The sequence below is a fragment of the Streptomyces sp. NPDC096310 genome (assembly GCF_044763125.1).
In the GTDB taxonomy this organism is placed as follows: domain Bacteria; phylum Actinomycetota; class Actinomycetes; order Streptomycetales; family Streptomycetaceae; genus Streptomyces.
Genome location: NZ_JBIWFO010000003.1, coordinates 400943 through 421935 on the forward strand (window position 1 = coordinate 400943; position 20993 = coordinate 421935).

General features: G+C 70.7%; 24 protein-coding genes. 1 reads left to right on the plus strand and 23 read right to left on the minus strand.

Annotated elements, in window-relative coordinates:
- The 6 genes from ACIQ7D_RS10085 to ACIQ7D_RS10110 form a co-directional block, all read right to left on the minus strand.
- The gene (locus ACIQ7D_RS10085; protein ID WP_403935716.1) at positions 1-822 is read right to left on the minus strand and encodes a DUF317 domain-containing protein; all 822 of its coding nucleotides are present in this window, start codon (positions 820-822) and stop codon (positions 1-3) included.
- Positions 823-882: 60 nt separating this feature from the next.
- A complete protein-coding gene (locus tag ACIQ7D_RS10090) occupies positions 883-1683 on the minus strand; it encodes a DUF317 domain-containing protein (protein WP_403935718.1) in 801 nt (266 codons plus the stop codon).
- Positions 1680-2066, minus strand: a complete 387-nt coding sequence (locus ACIQ7D_RS10095; RefSeq protein ID WP_403935720.1) for a hypothetical protein — start codon at positions 2064-2066, stop codon at positions 1680-1682. The genes ACIQ7D_RS10090 and ACIQ7D_RS10095 overlap by 4 nt, the downstream gene beginning before the upstream one ends.
- A 109-nt stretch (positions 2067-2175) precedes the next feature.
- Positions 2176-2580, minus strand: coding sequence for a hypothetical protein (locus tag ACIQ7D_RS10100; RefSeq protein WP_403935722.1), 405 nt, complete (start codon positions 2578-2580; stop codon positions 2176-2178).
- 24 nt (positions 2581-2604) lie between these two features.
- On the minus strand, positions 2605-3390 hold the full coding sequence (locus ACIQ7D_RS10105; RefSeq protein WP_403935724.1) for a hypothetical protein: 786 nt from the start codon (positions 3388-3390) through the stop codon (positions 2605-2607).
- 11 nt (positions 3391-3401) lie between these two features.
- A complete protein-coding gene (locus ACIQ7D_RS10110; RefSeq protein WP_403935726.1) occupies positions 3402-3917 on the minus strand; it encodes a hypothetical protein in 516 nt (171 codons plus the stop codon).
- A 522-nt stretch (positions 3918-4439) separates the two neighbouring features.
- Here ACIQ7D_RS10110 and ACIQ7D_RS10115 point away from each other — a divergent pair.
- Positions 4440-5015 (plus strand): hypothetical protein, encoded by a 576-nt coding sequence (locus tag ACIQ7D_RS10115; RefSeq protein ID WP_403935728.1) that lies wholly within the window; start codon positions 4440-4442, stop codon positions 5013-5015.
- Between the two features lie 458 nt (positions 5016-5473).
- Here the strand turns inward: ACIQ7D_RS10115 and ACIQ7D_RS10120 are convergent, their stop codons facing one another.
- From ACIQ7D_RS10120 to ACIQ7D_RS10200, 17 genes are all read right to left on the minus strand, one after another.
- Complete coding sequence (locus tag ACIQ7D_RS10120) at positions 5474-6253, minus strand: hypothetical protein (RefSeq protein WP_403935730.1); 780 nt, start codon at positions 6251-6253, stop codon at positions 5474-5476.
- Positions 6250-6675 carry a hypothetical protein gene (locus ACIQ7D_RS10125; protein WP_403935732.1) on the minus strand — a complete coding sequence of 142 codons (426 nt, stop codon included), beginning with the start codon at positions 6673-6675 and terminating at the stop codon, positions 6250-6252. The genes ACIQ7D_RS10120 and ACIQ7D_RS10125 overlap by 4 nt, the downstream gene beginning before the upstream one ends.
- A gap of 101 nt (positions 6676-6776) precedes the next feature.
- A complete protein-coding gene (locus ACIQ7D_RS10130; protein WP_403936090.1) occupies positions 6777-7214 on the minus strand; it encodes a hypothetical protein in 438 nt (145 codons plus the stop codon).
- Positions 7215-7476: 262 nt separating this feature from the next.
- Entirely contained in the window at positions 7477-9276 is a 1800-nt protein-coding gene (locus ACIQ7D_RS10135; RefSeq protein WP_403935734.1) for a hypothetical protein, read from the minus strand.
- Positions 9273-10415 carry an AAA family ATPase gene (locus ACIQ7D_RS10140; protein WP_403935736.1) on the minus strand — a complete coding sequence of 381 codons (1143 nt, stop codon included), beginning with the start codon at positions 10413-10415 and terminating at the stop codon, positions 9273-9275. Before ACIQ7D_RS10140 ends, ACIQ7D_RS10135 begins: the two co-directional genes overlap by 4 nt.
- A 193-nt stretch (positions 10416-10608) precedes the next feature.
- Complete coding sequence (locus tag ACIQ7D_RS10145) at positions 10609-10830, minus strand: hypothetical protein (protein ID WP_403936092.1); 222 nt, start codon at positions 10828-10830, stop codon at positions 10609-10611.
- A gap of 313 nt (positions 10831-11143) precedes the next feature.
- On the minus strand, positions 11144-12331 hold the full coding sequence (locus ACIQ7D_RS10150; protein WP_403935738.1) for a hypothetical protein: 1188 nt from the start codon (positions 12329-12331) through the stop codon (positions 11144-11146).
- The gene (locus tag ACIQ7D_RS10155) at positions 12328-12765 is read right to left on the minus strand and encodes a hypothetical protein (RefSeq protein ID WP_403935739.1); all 438 of its coding nucleotides are present in this window, start codon (positions 12763-12765) and stop codon (positions 12328-12330) included. The genes ACIQ7D_RS10150 and ACIQ7D_RS10155 overlap by 4 nt, the downstream gene beginning before the upstream one ends.
- Before the next feature lie 40 nt (positions 12766-12805).
- Positions 12806-13912, minus strand: a complete 1107-nt coding sequence (locus ACIQ7D_RS10160) for a hypothetical protein (protein ID WP_403935741.1) — start codon at positions 13910-13912, stop codon at positions 12806-12808.
- 27 nt (positions 13913-13939) lie between these two features.
- The gene (locus tag ACIQ7D_RS10165; RefSeq protein ID WP_403935743.1) at positions 13940-14506 is read right to left on the minus strand and encodes a hypothetical protein; all 567 of its coding nucleotides are present in this window, start codon (positions 14504-14506) and stop codon (positions 13940-13942) included.
- A gap of 15 nt (positions 14507-14521) precedes the next feature.
- Positions 14522-15358, minus strand: a complete 837-nt coding sequence (locus tag ACIQ7D_RS10170) for a hypothetical protein (RefSeq protein WP_403935745.1) — start codon at positions 15356-15358, stop codon at positions 14522-14524.
- A gap of 290 nt (positions 15359-15648) precedes the next feature.
- Positions 15649-16188, minus strand: coding sequence for a hypothetical protein (locus ACIQ7D_RS10175; protein ID WP_403935747.1), 540 nt, complete (start codon positions 16186-16188; stop codon positions 15649-15651).
- A gap of 111 nt (positions 16189-16299) precedes the next feature.
- Positions 16300-16815 carry a hypothetical protein gene (locus tag ACIQ7D_RS10180; protein WP_403935749.1) on the minus strand — a complete coding sequence of 172 codons (516 nt, stop codon included), beginning with the start codon at positions 16813-16815 and terminating at the stop codon, positions 16300-16302.
- Positions 16816-16865: 50 nt separating this feature from the next.
- Complete coding sequence (locus ACIQ7D_RS10185) at positions 16866-17822, minus strand: hypothetical protein (protein ID WP_403935750.1); 957 nt, start codon at positions 17820-17822, stop codon at positions 16866-16868.
- 278 nt (positions 17823-18100) lie between these two features.
- Positions 18101-18667: a hypothetical protein gene (locus ACIQ7D_RS10190; protein ID WP_403935752.1), complete on the minus strand. Its 567-nt coding sequence runs from the start codon at positions 18665-18667 to the stop codon at positions 18101-18103.
- 133 nt (positions 18668-18800) lie between these two features.
- Complete coding sequence (locus ACIQ7D_RS10195; RefSeq protein WP_403935754.1) at positions 18801-19193, minus strand: hypothetical protein; 393 nt, start codon at positions 19191-19193, stop codon at positions 18801-18803.
- 276 nt (positions 19194-19469) lie between these two features.
- The gene (locus tag ACIQ7D_RS10200) at positions 19470-20981 is read right to left on the minus strand and encodes an ATP-binding protein (protein WP_403935756.1); all 1512 of its coding nucleotides are present in this window, start codon (positions 20979-20981) and stop codon (positions 19470-19472) included.
- Positions 20982-20993: the final 12 nt, after the last annotated feature.

Genomic DNA, 20993 nt, shown 5'->3' on the forward strand with positions numbered 1-20993 from the left:
TCAGCGCCGCACCGGCGTGGTCGTACTCGTGGGCGCCGCGGGCGCTTTCGTGGTGGCCGGGCGGCGGCGCTGGGCGTCACGGGCCCGTGCGCGCAGGGTGTCGAGGCGGGTGGTGTGGGCGTCGACGACCTGCCGCGGGGTGAGCGCGCTGCGCTCCTGGGTGGCGCCGTAGGAGGCGGTGCAACCACCAGCACGCTGCAGCGGAGCGGTGTCGACCAGCGCGGTGACGAAGACGTTCACCAGATGGACGGGAGTGCGGCGATAGAACCAGCCGGTCCAGATATCACGCCCGTCGGGCTGACCGTAGCCGTGCTCGTGGGCGACGATGCGCCACTCCGGCGGCTCCTTCCGGTCGGCGGAGTACGGTTCGACGCGGCACATGCCGTCCGGTGAACGGGATACACCCCGGTCATCGAGGAGCCAACCGGCCGAGGCCAGTATCTGCTGGGGATCAGGGTCCTCGGCCGGGGGCGGGGCGTGGAGGGCGTCGGTAACGCTGCCCAGGATCTCGGCGGGCACGAGCCTGCCGAACTGGGCGTACCAGCCTGACCTGGTGTCGGTGGGTTCGGCGCTGAGCTGCCACCAGGCGGAGGAATAGGAATGGGGATCGAAGCGCAGGCTGTGGCGGCGGTCGGGGCTGCGCAGGACGATCTGCGGGCTGAGAGGGTCGGAGGAGGTGGGGGTCCATCCGGCGGCGGCGAGTCCGTGGGTGACGTGGCGGGCATCTCCAGCCCCGGCGAGGTGGCGGGGGCTGGTGTCGAACGGGACATGCCACAGGTGCTGGTCGGCGAACTCGTCGAGCTGCCGTCTGCTCACCGGCATCGGCGACGCTCCCGCGGTTGGTACGGGCACAAGGCTCCTTGGAGGAGGAAGTCGGAGGGATCAGCGGCGGGCGCGAACGCGCCCGGCGGCGGCATGGGGGAGGGCCGTGGTGCGGGGGCGGCGAGTGCTTGGGGAATTGAGGGCCCAGGCTGCGGCGCGTGCGGCGGCGATCCGTGCCTGCTGCCAGGCCCGGAGCTGGGACGGCAGGACGGACATGGCCATGGCCCGGATCTGCGTGCCGCGGGGGACGTGCCCGTGCGGACGCATCACGGCCTCGGGGCTGGCGAGCGCGGCGGCGAAGCTCTGCACCAGGTGCATCGGCGTGGTCGGCGTGAACACCGCGTCCCAGACCCGGTTCTGTTCACTGCGGACGCTGGCCCACCAGACAGCCTCACCGGGGCCGGTCTGGTGGTAGCGGACGAAGGCGTTGCCGTCCGGGCTGCGGGCGGTGAGATGCTTACCCCGCACGGTCTCCCAGCCGTGATGCAGGAGCGGAGCCCACACGTTGGGCGCCTGCGAGGGACGCGGCCGGGTCAGCGCGTCCGTGAGCCCCGCGACGATCTCGGCGGGAACCTCCCGCGACAGCGTCGCGTGCCACGCCTCCTGCGTGACGGTGGCCCGACCGCTGACGGTCCAGCCACCGGGCCGGACGAACGGGTCGTACCCCAGGCGCACGCCCTTGTCGGGGCTGTCGAAGACGAGCGGGCCGCCGGTCTTCGACCGGTCCTTCCAGCCGGCCGCGCGCAGGAACTCCGTGACGTGACGCAGGTCGCCGCCGCCGGCGAGGTAACGAGGCTGGACGAGGTAGTGCTGCTCGGCCTTCTCGGGCCCCCGGCCCCAGCCGTGTTGCCCGCGTCTCACCGGTGCCGCCGTACGACCAGCGGGGCCGGCAGCGCCGGTTTCACCGACGACCGGGCCCCAGCGGTGCTGAAGTCCCGCAGGGCTTCGAGGTGTTCGTCGAGGTCGAGGTGGACGTCATGCACGTCGTTCGCCGCGCGGGCGAGGCCGAGCGCCACCTCGGGTGGCAGAAGCCCCTTCTCGGCCTGGGCCTGGGCGACGATGCCGCTGGTGGCCATGAGATGTGTGACCCGGCCGAGGACACCGTCCTCGTCGCCGCCGAGGACCCGTGCGATGACCTGCGCGGCCTCAGTGGGGGGAAGATGGGAGAGACGGTCGGCGAGCTGGCCGAGCTTGCGGGCGATCTCGTCGGCCAGCAGCACCGGATACGGGATGGGGCGGGTCATGCTCCTCCTGGACGGGGTTGGAATCAGAGGTCGCGGCCCCCGGCCGCCCGGGCGCCGAAGGGGACGGACACGGTGCGGGCACCGGCGCTCGGTGCGCACCCGTCCTCCGTTACGGAACACGCCGCCCCGGGCCGGCCCAGCCGGGGGCGGCCGGCGGCGGGTTCCGGCCGGTGAGGCGGGGCGGCTGAGCGCGGACTTCGCGTACGGCCTGCTGGTAGGCGGCCTCGTCGAACAGCTCGGGTGTGCAGTTGACCTTGCATCCGGAGATGAGGAGGACCGGGATCGCCCGGGACACCAGGTGCTTCTGCTCCTGGGCGTCGAGGCGTGCGGGCACTTCGTACCAGGCGTAGACGGGTCCGCTGGTCCGAACCTCCTTCCGCTCCAGGCCGAGGAAGTCGAGCATGTCGAAGAGTTCCTCGGGAGCCCCGCTCGCGGTGTCGGCGACGACGGTGTCCGACAGCGGCTTGCGGTAGAACTCGACATCGGTGCCGTTCTCATCAGCACGATTACCCATGAAGGGCTCTCCTGTTCAGCCGCTCTAGCGGGTACGCGCGCTCTGGGCGCGGCTCCGCGTCGCGACGGCGGCGGGCGCGGTGGCGGCGGGCCGGGCGGTGGGGTGCTGGAGCGTGGTGGTGATGCCCAGGGCCTCGAGCTGACGGCCGCTGTCGCGGACCGCGCGGGCCTGGACGGCGGTGTCGTCGCCGCTCAGCCGGTAGCCGCCGGTCTGCTCGTCGTCGACGAAGCCGTGCGCGACCAGCACGGAGGCTGCCGAGTCGCTGACGCGGGCGGTGGCGAGACTGCCGTCCGGCTGCCACGTCAGGATCACCGTCTCCGCGTGCGACGCACGAGTGGGCGCTGAGGTGAAGGAGGGGTGGGTAGCGTTGTGGCGGACCTCGGCGAGCGCGATTTCGAAGCGGCCCAGCAGGTCATCGGTCACCAATGCGGCGCTCAGAAACGGATCGTCCGACACCGCGATTCCGTCCGGCTCACGAACACCGCGGTACGCTTTGTCGGGGAGGTCGCGGGGGGCGAGGGCGGCGATGAGGAATCCGCCGAGGGCGTCGTTCCGGTCGAGGACGACGAGCTGCGCACCGTCCTGGCGGGTCAGCACGGCCGCCTGCCGCAGCGGACGCTGAGCGAGCCTCTCGGCGACCAGATTCATGTCCCAGATCCGCTCGGTGAGCGCGGCGAGGTCATCCTTGTGCGCGGATGTGTGATGGGTGCTGGTCCAGGCCCCGGGAGCGCTGTTCCATGTCTTGAGCAGTTCACCGGCGAGGACGTCGGCGAACGAGGCGAGACGCCCGGAAACTTCGTAGTCGTGCATGTAGTCCTTGGTCAGATGAGGGCGGGGTCAGCGGCGCGGACCGGCCGCCAGAGGCGGGAGTGGCAGAGCCGGTACGGTCCCCGGAGGGGGCGGGCAGGCACACACGCGGAACGTTCGCGTTCGGTCGCGGGAACCTCCTCGGTGCAGGCGCTGCGGCCGGGGTGCGGGGCGTGCCGGTCCATGAGGGCGTTGCGGGTGTAGGTGAGATCGGCGCGGATGATCCCCAGGTACTTGTCGGCGAGGTGGTGCAGGCGGCGGGCGGCGTGCGGGTCGGCGGCGCCGCCCAGGTCGTCGTGGAACTCCGCGGTCGCGGCGAGGACCTGTTCGAGGGCGTCGAGGACGCCGTCGTGCGAGGCGGTCAGCTCCGTGAGTACGTCGGCCACCTCGTCGGTGGTGGTGGCCTGCCATATGCACTTGGCCAGATGTGTGACCGAATGGCCGAGGGGCAGTTCATGGGCCGGACGGTGGCTGGTGTCGAAGTTGTCGTCGCACGCAACCGTGTAGCCGACGGCCCGCAGCCGGCCCACCGCCAGGGAGGCGAGGCGGGTCTCGTCGTGCTCCGCGAGGTGGGTGGGGCTCGGTGGTAAGTCTCGTGGAGACGGACGACGGGCACGAAACCGGCGCGCTTGAGGATGCTGTGGGCCTCCGGGTCCCCACCGCGGGCGAGGGCCTCCTCGGAGTGCGGACCACGACGCAGAACCAGGAAGCGGTCGGCAAGAGCCAAAGAGACGTTTCTCCTACAGAGATCGGCGTGCGGAGCGCCGCAGGGCGGGCCGGGATGAGGCCGGCGGCGGTGGTATCGAGGTCCTGCTGGATGCCGTGGAGACGGCCGCGATCAGCTCCAGGCGGCGCGCCGTACCGGGACTCGCATGACCCGCCGGCTGCCGGGCGATACCGGGCCCAGCGAGTCGCTGATGTCCTTTGGCATCCGACTGAGGCGTTTGACAACGATCCCTGTCGCGCAGCCTTTGTCGCAGTGATGTCGGACCGGCCAGGTAGACTTCTGCCGATCTGACGAACGAGAAACTGAGAGGAGGAAGTTGACTGAGATGAGCGAGTCCGAGCCGCCAACGCCAGGTGCGTGTGATCTTGAGATGGTGATCGCCACCAACCAGCTGGATGTCGGGTTCGACATCACCGGCGTTGAATTGTTGATCCTCGAAGATGAGCTTCGCCTTGCAGTTCGTGACCCGCGAGTTCGTGAGGCTGCGGCCCTGGGCTGGGAGTCTGACGACTTCCGGAGGATCTTCGAAGAGCGGCTACTGGGCAGCAAGGCTCACGCTGGCCCTGCACTCACGGACACACATGTTGAAAGCGCGAAGACCCGACTCGCCAAGGCGGCGGACGCCCTTCGCGACGCGCAGGGTGTTCACGACCCAAGTCTCGTATCTGAATATCTTGCTGCCCTGGCAGATCTGCTCGCCTATTATGTGAGCTTTCAGCGCCGCAGCTTGATGGCTCTACTCGCGTCATTGACGCCGCGGCCGGCCGATTGCGTGAACTGGGCACCGCGACCTCTTGATACATCACCCCAGGTCGCTCCTCGTGGTCCGAACCCCGCCTTCCCCATGATCAGTCTTCGGGGCGGGCGCAGTGCGCTGGGGAGCGCCGTACTAGCTGCTTAAGCGACCCGCCGACCCTTGCAGGTCGGAAGGTTCAAGTCGTGTTCTTTCTGCCGGACTCTGCCCCGTGGTGGGCTGTCTTGGGCATCGCGTTTTTGTTCATCGTCGTGACCGGTGTGGGGGTTGTCCTGCGCGCGGTCTGGCCGCAGCGGTCGAGTGACCGCAAGGAGCTGCTAATGCAGCGGCAGCACGCGCGAGAGCAAGAGCGCAAGCGTCGTGAGCGTCGGCAGCGGCGGGAGGTAGAGAACCGGGAGTGAGTGGCGGGCGGCATGGGGATTACAAGCTCAACTTCCCCCTTCCGCGGGGACGCCGACGCTATCCACGGCCAGGGCGGTGAGACCGGTTTGACAACGAAGTTAGTCGTCGCTGGTCAGCGGCCTCCGGCCGACTAGCTTCGCTGTCAACGGACAGCTGAGCTGAGCACATCGAGCGGCGCATGGGCACGTAATTGAGGCGAGAGATCACGCTGATACGCCTCCGTAGCGGCAGGCGCGGGTGTGTTCGTGCGTGTGGAGATCTTGGATGGCTGTGATCAGGGAGCGTTCGCGCACCAGGTCGGCGTGGACGCTGATGTCCCCCGGTGGCAGAAGTTCCATCGCCGTGTCGATGGTGGCAAGTGCTTCGTCGTAGCGGCCGAGGCGGCGCAGGGCGCCGGCCCTGCGGAAGAGCACGATCGGATCCGTGCCGGTGTCGAAGGGCGGCCGGGCACTCAGGGCGAGAAGCCGGCTCGCACCCTGGTCCAGGTCCTGCCCGAGCCACAGCCCGTGCAGCAGAACGTGCAGGGTCTTCGCGTGCGTACCGGCCTCGTCGAGGACCTCGTCCATCAGGCCCAGGCCCTCAGGACGGGACTGACCCAGCAGGGCGAAGGCGTACAGGGCCCGGCTGTAGCAGTCCAGCCGGGTACGCGCGGGCTGCGGGAGCTGTTCGACCAGGGCTTGGATGCTGGAGCAGCGGAAATCGTAGCGCAGAGCACTCAGATACAGATGCCGGAAAGTGCGCGCGGTCACCGGATCGAGGCCGCCGTCGGTGATCCGGTCCGGGCTCAGCAGGCTAAGGATGCTGTGCCCGGCGGCCCGGGCCGTCCAGGCGGCATCCGCGCACATCTCGGCCGACTCCCGCCAGTCGGCGTCCAGTTCGCGCAGATCACCGACCAGCCGGCCCGGCCAGGACCGGTCCGCCGGGTTCACGGTCGCGCGCGTCCGGGCGCGCAGGACAGCGGTGCGGCGCTCAAGGCTGCTCACCGGCCGCTCCGGACGTCGGCGATATGGACGAGCTGGTTGAGCGCGGTGACGGTGTACCAGCCGCAGTCGACCAGCGCTTCGTGTCCGGCGTGCTTCGGCAGGAGGTGATCCTCCATGGCCCGCAGGTGGATCAGGCAGTCCGGGCACCGGCGCCGGAGATGAACCATGTACCGGGGGTGCGCGGTGATGTACGACTGGGCGCCGCCGGTGGCGTCGTACAGACGCCATCCGTCCTCGTCGGTCGGAGTGTGCCAGGACGGAGCGACCACACGCATCGCATCGCCCCACAGCTCGCCCTCCACCACCCCCTTGAGGATGACGACCTGATCACCGGGCTGGAAGTGCGGGTGGGTGATGTCCCGGGCGGGGGTGAGCGGGTCCGGAGTCGGCACGAACGCGCGAAGGTTCGGGGGCAGGACCATTCGGTTTCCTTCCACACAGGGCGGGTGGCGGTGGAGGAACAATGGTCCGGAAAATCACCGGTTTGGCTAACCGGCGAACCGAGGCTATGGTCCACCCAGCCTCAGCGGAACGGGTTCTCCGTACCGCGGTCGCCTTCGCGCGCCGCGTCGAGGAGTTCGGGCAGTTCAGCCCCTTCCGCGTCCCGCTGGTCGATCCACCATCCGGCCCGGCCGATCATGCGGGCCCTTTCCTCCAGTTCGCACCAGTCGGCCTCCTCCCAGGCGCCCTCGGCGACGAGAGCGGTGTGCGCGGCCTTCATCAGACGGTGACGGGACCGCTCACCCCACTCCAGAGCCCGCTCCGGACCCTCCAACGGCGGCATGTCGAACTTCTGGGCCCACTCCGCTGCGGCCTGCCGCTCCTCGGCGCGCTTGGCGGCGAGCCATTGCTCCTTGGACTCGGTGTCGGCATCGCGGGCGGCCCTCCAGCAGTCGGTGCAGTCCCGGCCGGCGAGCCAGCGGGCGAAACCTGCCCGCCGGTCAGCGGATCGGTCGGACAGGTCATGGACGAACTCGTGGCCGCAGAGGTGCTCGACGGTCCAGGTCGTACGGACCCCCGGGGAATTCCGTTTGATGGGCGTTACGTTCGAGGTCGGGCTGCTGGTCTGGGGCTTCAAATCGAGTGCCTTTCGTCGGCGGTTGGGGTGGTGGCCTGCGTCGTTGCGGAGGGTCGTGCATCAGATGCACGATTCATGCGGCGGACGGAGGTGGTCTGGAGTGCTTGGCGGTGGTCTCGGGGACGCTTCCGCCTTCTGCGTCGTCTCAGCGTGTCCTGCGGATGGCGTCTGTGGCCGCCGCGGCGATGGCGACGGGAGCGCTGGAGGGCTGGGGCAGGTGCAGCAAGGTGGTCCCCGGCAAGTGGCGGGACTCCGCGGTGAGGGTGAGCTGGAGTACGGCGCAGCCGGCGGTCGTGAGCTGCTTGACGCGGGTGACGGCTTGAGCGGTTTCGCCGCCGCTGTATCGGGCGTCGGTGACGATCACGAGGAGGCGGCCGGCGCCCGGGCGGCTGAGTTCGAGGCCGTGGTCGAGTGCGTCGATGGCGTCGCCGAGGTTGTGGTGGCCGCCGTCGGCCTCGAACGTCGTCACGCGCTCTGGTGCTCGGTGGGTGGGTCGGGTCAATGCGGTCAGGTGCTGGTCATAGGCGATGGTGGCGGTAAGGGAGTCGGGGTCGGTCAGGGCTGCTGCGCGTGCCACGATCCAGGCAGCGGACGCGACGGGCGCGCAGGCGGCACTCATGGAGCCGGAGACGTCGACGGCGATACCCACACGCAGCGGTGGTGTGGGGGAGTTCCGGCGGCGGGTGTGGGTGAACGGTTCCGCGGTGGGGACCGACCCGGCCGCGCGCTGAGCGTCGCGGGCGAGGGCCGCGCGCATGTTGAGGCGGCCGGGCGGGGTGGGGCTGGTGGTCCGCTCCTCGGTCCGCTCGCGGTAGGCGGCGGCACGCAGGGCGCGGCTCAGGCGCGCGGCGGCGCTCTGCTCGGCGGCGGTGGGCCTGCGGGTGCCGGTGACCGGGTTGCCGTAGGGCGCCGGTGTGCCGTCGGGGGTGACGGTGGTGCCACGGGTGTTGAAGACCGACTTGGCGGTGGCGGCGGCTTTGCGTCGCTGGCCGGCCCGCTGGGCGCGGTCCTGTGCTTGCGCCTTGGACTGCGCGGCCTTGGCGTTTGTCTCTGCGGCCTGTGCCGCGAGGTCGGCGGCGTCGGTGGCGGCCGTGCTGTCCATGACGACCCCGACGGCGCCGGACAGCAGATCGGTGAGGTTCTCCGGCACGGGCAGGGCGGGGGCCGCGGTGTCCAGAGCGTCGCACCATTCTTGACCGTGCGTGAGCATGGTGGTGGCGTCGTGGTCGGCGCACTGGTGGGCTGCGGTCCAGATGCGGGTGAGGGTGGCCAGCAGGTTCACGCCCAGCACCTTTTCGCACAGATCGGCGACGGCCCGGGTCTCGCCGGCGTCCAGGATGCCGACGTCTCGGCGGCCGAGGACCAGGGCCGCCACGGCGGCGGCGTGCTCGATGCCCTGGAGGGTGGGGTGGGCGATGTCGGGCATGAGCAGGGTGCGGGCACTGGTGCGCAGGTACGTGCGGTCCGTGGGCCGTGTGATCAGGTGTGCGCCTTCGACACGGCTCTCCTCCAGCAGGAGCGCGGCCTCGACGACACGGGGGTTCGCTCCGGCAGGCTGTGTCCAGACGGAGTGGGCCGCGTGCGCGGCCTCGTGGACGAACACGCCCCAGGCGGCGGGATACCGCTCCTCGTCGCCCACGATCCGCGGATGGATCTCGTGGGGCTGGAGCGGGGCGAACAGGCCGGCGTCGAACTCGACCTCACCCAGGGTGGGGAAGAACGCGGCCGGTGCGCCGCTGCGCGTGCCGGGGCGGCAGGTGACGAGGAGGTCCTGGCGGCCGGAGAGCTCAACCAGCCGGTCGCCTAGTTCGGCTCCCACGCGCAGCCACGCGGCCGGGGAGGATCGGGGTTGCGCGGGCGGGGCGCCGTCGTCGTCCCAGCGCGCGAGGTCGGCGTCGTCGTCCCGGGTGGTGGCGGGGGACTGGACGTGGTGGTGGGCGCTCATCGCGAGCGGCCCCGGTGCGCGGAGCCGGTGCTGCCCGGGGGCTGCCGGGCAGCCGAGGCGGGGAGCTGCTTGCCGAGGGTGAGGGGCGCGATCTTCTTGACGCCGGCAGCCTTGATGACGGCGTCGGCGACGGCGTCGCGATCCTCCACAGGTGCGATGCCGACGAGGTTCGCGAGCGCGGCGTTGGTGCCGAGGACGGCCTCGGTCTTCTGGTAGCTCAGCAGCTCTCGCAATTGGGGGGCCCAGCCCAGCTCGCCGAGTTCGACCTGGCGGGCGAGGTTCCGGGCGACCCGGACCACCCGGGCATCGATCCTCAGCGCCAGGGCGAGGTCGTAGTCCGTGCCGATCTGGATCTGCACGCTGAACCGGGACGACAGCGCCTCCGTCAACACCGCCCCGTGGACGCCGGGATTGTGGCCCGCCACCACGTAGAAGCCCGGCTCGGCCTTGATGGTCTCGCCCTTGTGGGCCTTGACCTGGATCTGTCTGCGCCCGTCCATCGCGGGATACAGCGCCGCCAACACCTTCGGTGAGATCAAGGTGGCATCGTCGATCAGCAGGGCACGGCCCTCGGTCATCGCGGTGACCAGCGGACCGTACTGGAAGACGTAACCTCCGCTGTCGGCCTGTGTGTACTCGCCGATCAGGTCGCCGACCGTGGTGTCGCCGTCACCGGCGACGGTGAGCAGGTCCGGGAACGCCGCCTCGACCAGAGACGTCTTGCCGGTGCCCGGAGGGCCGTAGAGCAGCACCGGCACGTCGGCGTCGCGCAGGCGATTCAGCGCCTCGACGTCGGGCAGATCGGCCAGCTCCCGGGGGTGGTAGACCTGGCCCCCCGCGCGGCGGATCGGGCCGGTCTGCCTGGGCGTGGCTGCTGCGGCAATGGTCGTGCGGGCCGTGGCCGCCTGGGCGCGGGGAGCGTGGGTGCCCGGTGGGCTGATCACAGCGGTCTGCGCGGCTGGGGCAGTTTTCGCGTTCGCGCGGAACTCCGGTTGTCCGGTGCCGTCTTGGTCGGCCTCGCCGCGTCGCACCAGGGTGAGGGCGGCGTTGCGGACGGCGCCGTGGGAGTGGCCCAGCTGCCGGGCCATGTCCCCGATGGTGAGCGTGTCCGCTGGCCGGTCGGCCAGCAGTCGGGCCACCTTGGCCCGTAGTTCGCCGCCCTTGGTACGCGCTGAACGGCTAGGCGGTCCGGGTGTGGTCACAACGAGGCTCCTTCAACAGGTGCGGGTGCGGGCGGGGTTGGCGATGCGCGGGAGGGGCTGGCCGTTCTCGGAGGGATCACGGACTGTGCCGACATCGGCGACCGGGCCAACCGTCGCGTACCGTCGGCGATCACCGGCCGGCCGAGGGCTCGGTCCAGGTGCACGGGATGGCCGGCGACGAGCAGTTCGCTGGCTGCCGAGCAGGCCCGTGCGTCGGCTCCGTACCGGGTTCCGTCGCTCGGCAGGCGCAGTCTGGCGTCTCTTCGAAGCCGGACTGGAGCAGGATCCGCCGGGCGGCGGCGTTGTAGCCGGTGGTGGTGATCTCGCCGGTGATGGTGTGCCGGATCGTCATGAACGGCTCTGCTGGTGCTTCGGGCAAGGCGGGTCTCCTATCGGTGGTGGCGGGAAAGCGGTGGGGTGTTGGGCGAACGAGGCGGGCCCGGAGCTTCCAGCACATCAACGGTGCGTGGCTGGACCACGAACGATGGGCAATGACTGCCGACATGCTCCAGGGCGGGCCTCACCGCCCCGCAGCTACCTGACTCGCCTTTCCGCACGTTCTGATAGCCGGGTGTACCAACAAAAGCCGTGGATCAATCTCCTGAAAACGCGCGTGAAGCGGATAGTTGGGTGGGTTTGTTTCCTGGGCGGCACGGGCGGGTGCTTTACCGGCTGTGCGCGGGGGTTGTGGTGCGCGGCGGTGTCGGGGGTGTGGTGTCCGCGGCGGGGCTCGGCCGGTTCTGCGGCGGTGCGGGTACGCGGTGGGGTGGAAGGACGGCGACGCTCGCGCCGAGGTCTTCGGCCGCGTCGCGGACTTCCTCGGAGAGGAAGTCGAACTGCCTGCTGAGGGCGTAGAGCCGGGCGGCGGTCTGCTGGCCCTGCACTGTTTCCAGGGCTTGGGCGAACTGCGCTGCGGTGTGGAGGAGTTCCTCCATGCGGATCATCGGGCCCGTGGCGCTTCCGCGTTGGACGGCGGTGAGCAGGGCTTCCGACGTGTCACCGGCAGTACGGGCTTCGACGATGTCCCGCAGCAGTTCCTGGAGGGAGACTTCAGGCGCAGGTTCCGGGCGGGTGAAGCGGGACGGGGCGTTTGGGCGCAGGACGCCGGGCGGCATCGGCCGGGGCAGGGCCCGGCCGGCCGCGTATTCGTTGGCGTAGTGTCCGATCGTTTCCCAGCCGGGCGCGTCGCGGTCGCCGGTGAGCGCGATCACGGTCGAGGTGTCCTCCTCGACGAGGTAGGCCAGTGTGATGCGCTGGCCGTCGGCCGCCCACCAGGACTCGATCAGGTCCAGCTCACCGCGCTGCTGGGCGGCCTGGGCCTTCTCGGTCCACTGTTTCTGTTCCTCACCGGTGAGCGGGGGTTCTGGCTGGTGGTGCTGGCCGGCGAGGCCGGCGGCGATCGCACCGTGGTCCGCCCAGGCGGCGAGGTGGGGCCACAGGGCCGTGTGCTGTGAGCGTTCGGCCGGGGAGCCGGCGGCGGCGGGCCGGTCGAGGGCACGGTGGATCTCGGTCGCTGAGACGGCGAGGCCGTCCAGTACACGCCGCCACCCGGTGATGTGCCGGCCGGGAGGCAGGTCGTCGAGCGCACGGTGGGCTGCGTCGAGCAGCGGCTCGGCGTACGCGGCGAGATGGCGGGCGTATGCCTCGACCGCTGTCTTGTTGCGCCGGGCGAGGGCGGCTGCCGCGACGTCCGGGTGGACGGTTCGGCCGTGGCGGTCGCGTGTCAGGCCCAGCGCGGTCGCGGTCTCACAGTGGATGACGGACATCCGCAGGTGGAAGTCCCGCGTCTGGCCCGCGAGGTCGAGTATCAAGGGCTGAGGGTTCTGGGAGATCGGGTCGCCGCCGGTCGTCATAGGGATCGCTTCCCGGCCGGGCCGGTCCGGTGAACGGTCGGGGCGTAGGAAGGCGTCGGCGGGACCGTGGTGTTGGACGGCGCGCTGTGCTGTGTCGTCCGGCTCGCTGCGGCCCGGGCGAGATGGCTGCGGCGTTCCAGAAGCCCGTTCCGCGGGAGAGGAGCCGTGCTCGCTGTGGCGGCGGGGTCGAGTGCGACGTCGGTGTGCACGGTGAATCCCTGGCGGCGCAGATCGTGGACGGCTTGGCGGGTGCGGCGGGGTCCGTCCCGTTCGGGCTCGGCGAGCTGGAAGAGTCCGGGGGTGCCGGGGACGGGCTCGAACTGTTCCCGGGTGAGGTACCAGTGGGCGAGGTGGCCGGGCACCGAGGGGGTGGCGGAGGCGACGAAGCCGTGGTCGGGGTGGGTGCCGAAGATGAAGTGGGTTCGGGGATCCAAAAGGGTGTATGTCTCCTGGTGATGAAGGTGTTGAGGCAGGTCAGCGGCGGTGTGCGGGCCGGCCGCCCTGCGGGAGCTCGCGGGGCGGCTGGTAAAGGGGAAGGGCCGGGGGCGCGGCTGGTGCGGTGGGCTGGGCCTGGAGCAGGAGCTGTTCACCGTGGGTGAGCCAGGTCTCAATGGCCGGCCACATACGGGCGTTGAGTTCGTGGCGAGCGCGAGGGGTGGTGTCGGCCAGTACGGCTTCGGCGTCGGTGAGGGCGGCTGACAGCCGGGCCAGTGTGCCGGCGTTTTCCGGATGCCGGGTGGTGGCGTGAGGGTACTGCTCAAGCAGCGTGGGCCCGTGGTCCAGAACGGTGAGGAAGTCCCGCCAGGCGCTGTTCAGGAATTCCTCGGTCCTGACGCCGAGTGCATCGATGTCGACCGGGGTGGCGTTGCTGTACCGGGTGGAGGCGACCATGGCCTCCCAGGCGCGGTACCGGGTCCGGATGCGGTCGAGGGCGGAGGCGACGTGGATGGTCCGCCGGGCGCGCAGGGCCTGCTGGTAGGCGGGCAGGAAGCGCTCGGTGAGCCCGGCGGCCAGATCGGACTCCTCCGCCACGAAGCTGTCCGGCGCGCAGGCGTCTTCGTGGCTGTTGTCGAAGCCCGCGAAGGACAATGCGCCGACCACATACCCCGCGGGGTGTCCGGGGCGATCGATGAGGAGCAGCTCGATGCCTTCGCTGCTGACCAGGGTCGCGCCGTAGAGGATGCGCTCGGCCGTGACGGCGTTCATGAGTTCGCCGGAGTCCCACAGGCAGGCGGCAAGGTCTTCCTGCCACACGGGGTGGCTGTAGACCGACACCGACGCTTCCCACGTGCCGGGCAACTGCTCGGCGAGGCTGTCGGCGATGTCACCGAGATAGCGACGGCTGCTGGTCGCCACGGTGATCTGGAGGAGCTCCGCCGTACGGATCAGATTTTTCACCGTGGTCCGGGCCTCTCCCGCTGGACTCGGCGGCAGGAGGTAGGTGCCATTGGCACGGCGCTCGAATCCGGAGGACTCCAGGGCGCGATGTGCCAAGTCGTACTGCTCACCGTGAGCGGCGGCGACCGTGCCGGTGTCACCGCTGGAGAAGAGCACGATCTGCGTGGCGGAAGGAGCGGGCATGGAAAGAGGTCTCCGGGAGTGTCGGGGTCAGCGACCGGGAGGGGGTCCGGCGGGCGGGTTGCTCGGCGGAGCGGGCGGAAGGCCGCCCGATACCCGCATCGGTCCCGGCCCCGGGCTGGGCGTCGGGCGGGCCGGTGGCGCACTGGGTGCGGGGTCGTACTCGGCGCGCAGGACAGCGAGGTCGGCGCCGTCGGCGATAGCGAGGACGGACAGGCTGCGGCTGGCCGCTTCCATCAGTGCCTTGGGCGGCGAGCCGGCCACCGCGCCACGGTGGCGGTCGTCCCACCGGGCGATGGCGACCAAGAGGTCACTGACCGCGTTCAGCGCGGGCTGGACGGAGTCCAGGAGGTGCTGGGTGACGGCGCTGACCTCGGCGGGTGTCCTGGCCGCGGCGAGGGCGGCGAGATACGGCGCCGTATCCGGCACCGGCAGAGGTTCCTCGGGCAACGGATGATGGACGAGGAACTGTTCGGCGTCCCGCGCCGCCCAGCGCAGCAGATCGTCCCGGGTGGCGATACCGAAGTGGGCGGCGGCGATCTGCTCGGCAGTCCGGCCGACGTTGTCGTACAGCTCGAAATCAGGGTCCTGGGGCATGGCCTGTGGGGGTTCCTAGAGGGAGGTGCTCGGCGCCGCGGCCTGGGCGTCGGTGCGGCGGCAGCCGTATCCCAGGAGGCTGGAACGCCCGGGAGCGTCGGGGACGGCAGCGGCGTCCGAGCAGGTGAAGCGGTAGGTAAAGGCCGGACTCGGGCTGGTGCCGAGCCAGGCGCGGTCCGGCTTCTCCGGCACGATCCGCAGCCCCGGGGAGGTGACGGCATCGTGCTGGGTGTGCGTGTGGGAGAAGACGACGAAGGCCCCCATCCTGGTCTTCAGCGCGTAGGCGTCGGTGAACTCGGCCTGCGCCGGCGCGAAGCGAGTGGTGCCCTTGGGCCCGAACTTGCCGGCCGTTTCGTCATGGACCTTGATCTGCCGTCGGGCGGCCTCGGTCGGGGCCAGGAGCTTGCGCCCGGTGCGGTCGCCTCCGGTGGCGAAGTTGTCGACGACGGCCGAGCGCAGCACTCCGACCGGGGTGGCCAGGGACTTCGACGCGGCGTCGACCGCGCTGGCGTAGCCGTCCTCGTCGAGCACGATCTCCGGAAGGTCCTGCGGATCGTCGAGGTCGATGGTGGCGACCATCTCCCACGTCTTCGACGTGGCGTTCTCGGTGAGGATCAGGACGCGGGCGTGCTGCTGCTTGCTGCCGGCCCGGGTGACGGCGGCGAACCACCGCTGCTGCCCGGCGCCGAGGCGCGGGATGTAGAGGTCGGTGGCCGCGAGGTCGTACGCCCAGGGCCGGTAGGTTTCGCGGTCCGCCTTCGGCAGGGCCTGGTCCTGCTTGAGGTCTGCCAGGGACATCGCGTACCGGGGGCCGCCCTCGACGGTGTCGAGGAGCGCGCGGTCCTGGCTCATGTGTGCGACGTTGTTGATCTTGGAGTAGTTGGTGAGGGCGTCGCGGGCCTGCGCGTGGCTGAGTGCGGGGGCCGGCCTGGGCGCGGTGACGGTGTGGGGGGTCGTCTTCGGGGCAGCGGGGGCGTCGTTGCCGTTCTCGCCTGTGCAGGCCGTGCCCGCGAGGGCGATGCAGAGGACGGTGGTGATCAGCGGCAGGGTGCGGCGGACGGTGCGGATGAATACTCCTAGGGAGGGCCGGAAAGGGAAACGGGGTGGCAGGGGCCGGTTGGCCGCACCGGGGCGGTGGCCGCTCAGCGGTGGCGCGCGGGGCTGTTGACCTGCGGCGCAACGGGCGGCCGGGCAGGGGAGGTGACCGGCTTGGTGGTGTGCGGGTCGGAGCGGTGTGGAGGGTCGGGCCGGGTCGCCGCGTTGTGGCGCACGGTGTCGAGGGCCGCCTGGTAGCGGGGCAGCAGCCGGCGGGTGACCTGGGCGGCGGCTCGGGCCGGATCGTCGGAGAGGGCGATACCGTTCGGCACGTCGATCCCGACGAAGTGGTGGGGCCGGATGCCGTCGCCTTCGGGCTCCAGCACGGCGACGACGAACTGGTCTTGGCGCAGCGGGCGATCCGCGACGTAGAGCTGCCGGCCGCCGGGACCGAGAAGGATCGCGTGATGGCCGAGAACATATTGATCTGCGACGGCGGCGATGTGGCCGGTGTCCCAGAGCCTGTGCGTGGCGGCGAACTGGTCCCTGTACTGGGCGTGGAGGTAGTACGTGCTGGTCCAGTGGTCGGGCAGCCGGGCGGCGAGGGCGTCAGCAAAGGCGGAGAGGTCGGTGCGCGGTACGGGCATGTGGTCCCCGGGCGTGATTCGGGTGAAGTGGGCGAAGAGAACCGCGCGTTGACCTGTGGCTGTGCGCGGCGGGCAGCGCGCCGAGTGCCCCGTCGTACGGGGCGCAGCGGCCTACCGTCGCCGGGTGGCCTCGGGTGCGGCGGCGGTCACGCGCGTGGGGCGGGGTGTGATCGGCGGACGGAGCTGTGCTGCGTCGTGCTGGAGTTGGCGGCCTGCCTGGTGGAGGTGTTGGCGGGCGCTGTCGAGCCGGGTTCTGAGAGGCGAGAGGCTGGTGTCGAGGGCACCGGCAAGCAGAAGAGAGGACGGAGGAGCGGCGGCTCGGCGCAGTACCCCGGCCTGGGTGACGGCCTCTGCCAGATCGGCCAGGGCACGCCCGAGGGTGCCGACGGCATGGGTCAGCGCGGTGGCCCGGCGCCGGGCGGCATCGTCTCGCACTCCGGGGTGGCTGCGGGCCTCGCGGTCTGCCGCGGCTGCGGCGCCCGTGACGTGCACGATCAGTCCGGCGATGTCCCGGACGCGGTCTTCGAGTTCGTCGAGGCTGTCGCTGACGGTGTGCACCGGCCCGGTGAGGGGCAGGTCGTCGGCCGTGAGGTGGATGTGCTCGGCCAGGCCGCGGAGTTGAGCCATGGCGTCGAAGCCGGACAGCGGGGGACCTTCGCCGGCGTGTGGTGCCGGGCTCAACGGTGATGTGCCCGTAGGGTTTTCGGCGCCGGCGGGAGGTCCGGTGAGGAGAGACGCGGCCCGCGGGGCGTTCGGGAAAGCACCGGCGCCGGCTGCGAGGTCAGCGTGCGCATCCGGTCTTCGGCCACATGCAGCAACTCCCCGAGTTCGCGGACCTGCGCGGCTGCGTCGGCGAGGTCGTACGACAGGTCGAGCCCGTCGTCCTGTTCGGCGTCCTTGGCCTTCTCACCCGCCGCCTCGAAGAAGTCGCCGAGCCGCTCCACCAGGCCGTGGGTCGGTTCCAGGATCTGGTGCAGCAGGTCGGCGGCGTCCGCGTACGACTCGCTTCCGTTGAGCTGGTCGGTGAGCGAGAGGAGGGCGTCACCGTAGACGTACGCGGAGGAACCACCCGTGTCGCTGTGGAGCTCCGGGGGACTGGGTAGCGGGGGCGTCGGGCCTGCCGACGCGAGTGGCGTCTGGGCGGGCACGGGGAGGCCGGGCAGCAGCCCGAGTGGGGTGAGGTGCTGGTCGATCGCCTCGATCAGGGGCGTGGCACTGCCGCCGTGTCGGGTCTCCGGCCGCTCGGGGGCACCGGAGTAGGCGGTGGGAGCGGAGTCGTAGATCACCTCGAACAACTCGTCAGTATCGGCGTACTGGCGCTGGCGGGTCACGGTCCAGCCTTCCGGGTCACCGGGCGGACGGTCGGCGGTGCTCTCCTGCGGCGGCCCGATGATGAGGTAACTGCCGTCCGCGAGCGGTACGCGCACCACGGACGAGCTGAGGGCGAACTCGATGTCGCACTCAAGTCCGCGCTGCCGCAGCGGCGTGGTGATGTGCGCGTGGCGGCGCCACAGCTCCTGCCACCAGTCGGTGTGCACGTTGCGGTGATCGGGGAGCGGGGCCATCGGCACTCCGGGAGCGCGGTGGGCGTCCGCACGGCCGGTGTCCGAAGTGCTCGTGTCGTCAGTGACCATGGCTACTCCTGCGCGAGGCGGGCGCCCGGTGCGACGACGGAATCCGGCTGGCGAGGCTGTTGCTCGGGCCGGTCCGCGGAGGTGCACGGGTACTGGTCGCAGGGATCGGCCCGGTCGTGTTCAGTTGGGGCCTCGCGGTCGGCGGCCTGTACGAGGAGGGCGTCGTGCTCGGCCTGACGCTGCTCGTACTCGGCCCAGTCGGCGGTGCTGAAACTGGCGGGGCGGTTCAGAAGGCTCCTTGAGGACGGGATACCGAAGTGCGGCTGCTCCGGTGCGGGCTAGCGGTGAGGTGCGCTCGGTCCGGGCGGCGGAGGCGCCGGGATCTCCCGGCCGGCGGACGCGGGGAAGAAACGGTGGAGGTCAAGGTGGAAACGGAGTTCCTTGGCTGCGTTGCCGAGCGATTCCGAGGTGTGCCGCAGATAGCGGCGCGCCGTCGCATGGTTGATGACCATGCGGTTTTCCCAGTGCATCCGGTCGACTGGCCTGGTGGGGAACAGGGAAAGAGCGTTCTCCGCTGTCTCGGCGAAGAACGGTGCGGCGTGGCTCGACTGGGTGGCCGCCGTCGCGAGGTGGGCGAGTACGACGGTGCCGGCGTGCGTAGTGCTGTCCGCGCTGTGGGCGAAGCCGGCGCTCAGCCGGACGACTTCGTGGGAGAGCGCCTGGGCGTCGACGGCGTGCTGGAGCAGTCCGGCGTAGGACGGAGCGGCCGGCACTCGGCCGGTGTCGTCCAGCAGCTCCCACTGCTCGGAGGCTTCGAGGTTTCTGGCCTGCAGGGCTTCGAGGGTGTCGATGAGGCGCAGGGTGGTGCTGCGGGGTATCAGCCCGCGCGGTGATTCGGAATTCATCAGCCTCTGCTTTGCCTGACGGGGCGGTCCTGCAGAATGTTTCGTCGGGAATCACGCAGGGGGGCGGTACCCGTCACCTCTGGACCCTCCCCTGCCGTCGTGCCGGACCCTACGCACTGGTGCGGGCAGGCGATCAGCGTCCCCGTCCTGACGGGGGTGCGGGCGGTGGTACCGGCCGGGTGGTTCCGGCGGAGGCAGGGCGTGGGGCGGCTGCGGCGCGGGCACCGTGTCCGTGGTCCGGACGTGCTTCGCCCTGGGCGTTGAACTGCATGAGCACGAACTCGGTGTGGGTGCCTCCGTTGGGGGTGGACCGGGTGGATCCCCAGCGCTTGAAGACTCCCTCGCTCTCGCGCAGTTGCCCGTCAGGAGCGGTGAGGGTCATGCAGATGGTCATCACCCACTCGTTGGCGAGAGGCTCCTCCCGCGGAGGGTGTCCGCCGTACTCGTGGTATGCGGCGACGCGCTGTTCGAAGGTGGCTATGTCCTCGGCGGTCAGAAGGCGGTGATCTATGTACGAGAAGGTCATAGGAGTTGTGTACCTGTTCTGTTGGCGGAATTCCCCGCTCATGAAGGAGCGGCCGTAATGTCCGGGGGCGTAGGTTGGGCCTGAGCCCTCGGTGGCCAGGGTTTTGTCGAGGGGTGAAGGCGGGTACCGCTGGGTTTTCCAGTGCAGGCGGGGGCGGTGTCGGTGTGGGCTGGCTGCTGTCTGCGCGGGGTGCGGTAGCAGGAAGCGGTCTGGAGCTCCCGGCCTGCCAGACCGGCAAGTCCCCGGTTCCTCAACTGGCAACTCGACATGGGCTTGTCAGTGCATGCGGGCGTCGGTGTCGAAGAGTGCCAGTTCGTGGGTGTGGAGGAGGTGCTGCACGATGAAGCTCCTGCCTGCGACTTTCCACAGGCCGCGTCCGCGGTTGAGGTGGGCGATGGCGTCCATTTCGACGGTGGTCAGGCCGAGCAGGGAGGCTGCGGCGTGGAGTTGGTCCGTCTCCTGGCGGTAGATGATGCGGGTGGAGCAGTCGGCGAGGAGTCCCTCGGCGAGTGCGCGGCCCTGTGATCCGGCGTCGCCGGCGGTGAGCAGGTCGGACAGCCGGTGGATGACCATGAGGTTGGCGATGCCAAGGCCGCGGGAGAGCTTCCACTGGGCTTGCATGCGCTGCAGGAGGCCGGCGTGGCGCATCAGGCGCCATGCCTCGTCGTAGACGATCCAGCGCCTGCCGCCGTCCGGGTCGGTGAGGGCGGACTCCATCCAGGCGGAGGCACAGGTCATCGCCAGGACGAGCGCGGTGTCGTCGCCGAATCCGCCGAGCCGGGAGAGGTCGATGGTGAGCATCGGCGCGCTGGGGTCGAAAGTGATGGTGGAGGGGGCGTCGAACATGCCGGCGAGGTCACCGTGGACCAGGCGGCGCATCGCGTGGGCGAGATCGCGGGCGGCTTCGCCGAGCCTTCCGGAGAGCATGCCGGCGGCCTCGTCGAGGGCGGCGGGGTCGTTCAGGGCGGCGGCGATGTCGCCCAGGAGCGGGGCGCGGCCGGTTTGGACGGCTCGGGTGACGACGGTGTCCAGGGTGATGTCGAGGGCGGTGTGCTCGGTGGGCAGCAGGTCCCGGCCGAGGACGGTGCGGGCCAGCGAGCCGAGCAGCAGCAGACGCCGTTTACGGATCTCACCGGCCCAGTCGGCTTCGGTCACATTCTCCGGGCGCGGGGCGGCGTCCAGGGGGTTGAGTCTGCCGGGCAGGCCGGGGCCCAGGGCGACGGATGTGCCGCCCAGCGCCCGGGCGACGGGTGTCCATTCGCCCTTGGGGTCGCAGGGGACGTAGACGCGGTAACCGAAGGCGACGGACCGTAGGGCGAAGCTCTTGGCGAGCGCGCTCTTGCCCTGGCCGATCACACCGGCGAGCAGGATGTTGGGGTTGGTGAAGCCCTCGACCTTCCCGTACAGGGCGAACGGGTCGAACACGAACGATGCTTCGGCGTGGACGTCTCGCCCGATGTAGATGCCTTCGGCGCCGAGCCCGCCTTCGGCGAGGAACGGATAGGCCCCGGCGGCGATGGCGGTGGTCATGCGGTGGGCGGGCAGCTTCAGCCGGTTCCCGCGGGCGGAGGCCGGGCCGGGGCGTCCGACCACCGGATAGAGGGGCGCGGGTGCTTCGTGTTCCGCGGTCTCCGGGCCCGGGGCAAGGGCGGCGGCGTCGGAGCGGGCCTTCGCGGTGGCCTCGGCGAGTTCGCGGCGTGCGATTTTGCGGCTGGCGCGGTCGGTGCCGTGCGGGGTGAACAGCGGGCTGGCGGAGGCGCGGCGGGCGCGGCGCGCGGGCCTGCTCATCGGTGCCCCTGG

Bases quoted from the DNA above. Each gene is read 5' to 3' on its own strand.
- ACIQ7D_RS10175 (WP_403935747.1), bottom strand. From the start codon at position 16,188: ATGCCCGTACCGCGCACCGACCTCTCCGCCTTTGCTGACGCCCTCGCC.
- ACIQ7D_RS10190 (WP_403935752.1), bottom strand. From the start codon at position 18,667: ATGAATTCCGAATCACCGCGCGGGCTGATACCCCGCAGCACCACCCTG.
- ACIQ7D_RS10105 (WP_403935724.1), bottom strand. From the start codon at position 3,390: ATGCACGACTACGAAGTTTCCGGGCGTCTCGCCTCGTTCGCCGACGTC.
- ACIQ7D_RS10125 (WP_403935732.1), bottom strand. From the start codon at position 6,675: ATGGTCCTGCCCCCGAACCTTCGCGCGTTCGTGCCGACTCCGGACCCG.
- ACIQ7D_RS10160 (WP_403935741.1), bottom strand. From the start codon at position 13,912: ATGCCCGCTCCTTCCGCCACGCAGATCGTGCTCTTCTCCAGCGGTGAC.
- ACIQ7D_RS10165 (WP_403935743.1), bottom strand. From the start codon at position 14,506: ATGCCCCAGGACCCTGATTTCGAGCTGTACGACAACGTCGGCCGGACT.
- ACIQ7D_RS10180 (WP_403935749.1), bottom strand. From the start codon at position 16,815: ATGGCTCAACTCCGCGGCCTGGCCGAGCACATCCACCTCACGGCCGAC.
- ACIQ7D_RS10150 (WP_403935738.1), bottom strand. From the start codon at position 12,331: ATGACGACCGGCGGCGACCCGATCTCCCAGAACCCTCAGCCCTTGATA.
- ACIQ7D_RS10085 (WP_403935716.1), bottom strand. From the start codon at position 822: ATGCCGGTGAGCAGACGGCAGCTCGACGAGTTCGCCGACCAGCACCTG.
- ACIQ7D_RS10100 (WP_403935722.1), bottom strand. From the start codon at position 2,580: ATGGGTAATCGTGCTGATGAGAACGGCACCGATGTCGAGTTCTACCGC.
- ACIQ7D_RS10095 (WP_403935720.1), bottom strand. From the start codon at position 2,066: ATGACCCGCCCCATCCCGTATCCGGTGCTGCTGGCCGACGAGATCGCC.
- ACIQ7D_RS10195 (WP_403935754.1), bottom strand. From the start codon at position 19,193: ATGACCTTCTCGTACATAGATCACCGCCTTCTGACCGCCGAGGACATA.
- ACIQ7D_RS10170 (WP_403935745.1), bottom strand. From the start codon at position 15,358: ATGAGCCAGGACCGCGCGCTCCTCGACACCGTCGAGGGCGGCCCCCGG.
- ACIQ7D_RS10135 (WP_403935734.1), bottom strand. From the start codon at position 9,276: ATGAGCGCCCACCACCACGTCCAGTCCCCCGCCACCACCCGGGACGAC.
- ACIQ7D_RS10115 (WP_403935728.1), top strand. From the start codon at position 4,440: ATGAGCGAGTCCGAGCCGCCAACGCCAGGTGCGTGTGATCTTGAGATG.
- ACIQ7D_RS10145 (WP_403936092.1), bottom strand. From the start codon at position 10,830: ATGACGATCCGGCACACCATCACCGGCGAGATCACCACCACCGGCTAC.
- ACIQ7D_RS10185 (WP_403935750.1), bottom strand. From the start codon at position 17,822: ATGGTCACTGACGACACGAGCACTTCGGACACCGGCCGTGCGGACGCC.
- ACIQ7D_RS10200 (WP_403935756.1), bottom strand. From the start codon at position 20,981: ATGAGCAGGCCCGCGCGCCGCGCCCGCCGCGCCTCCGCCAGCCCGCTG.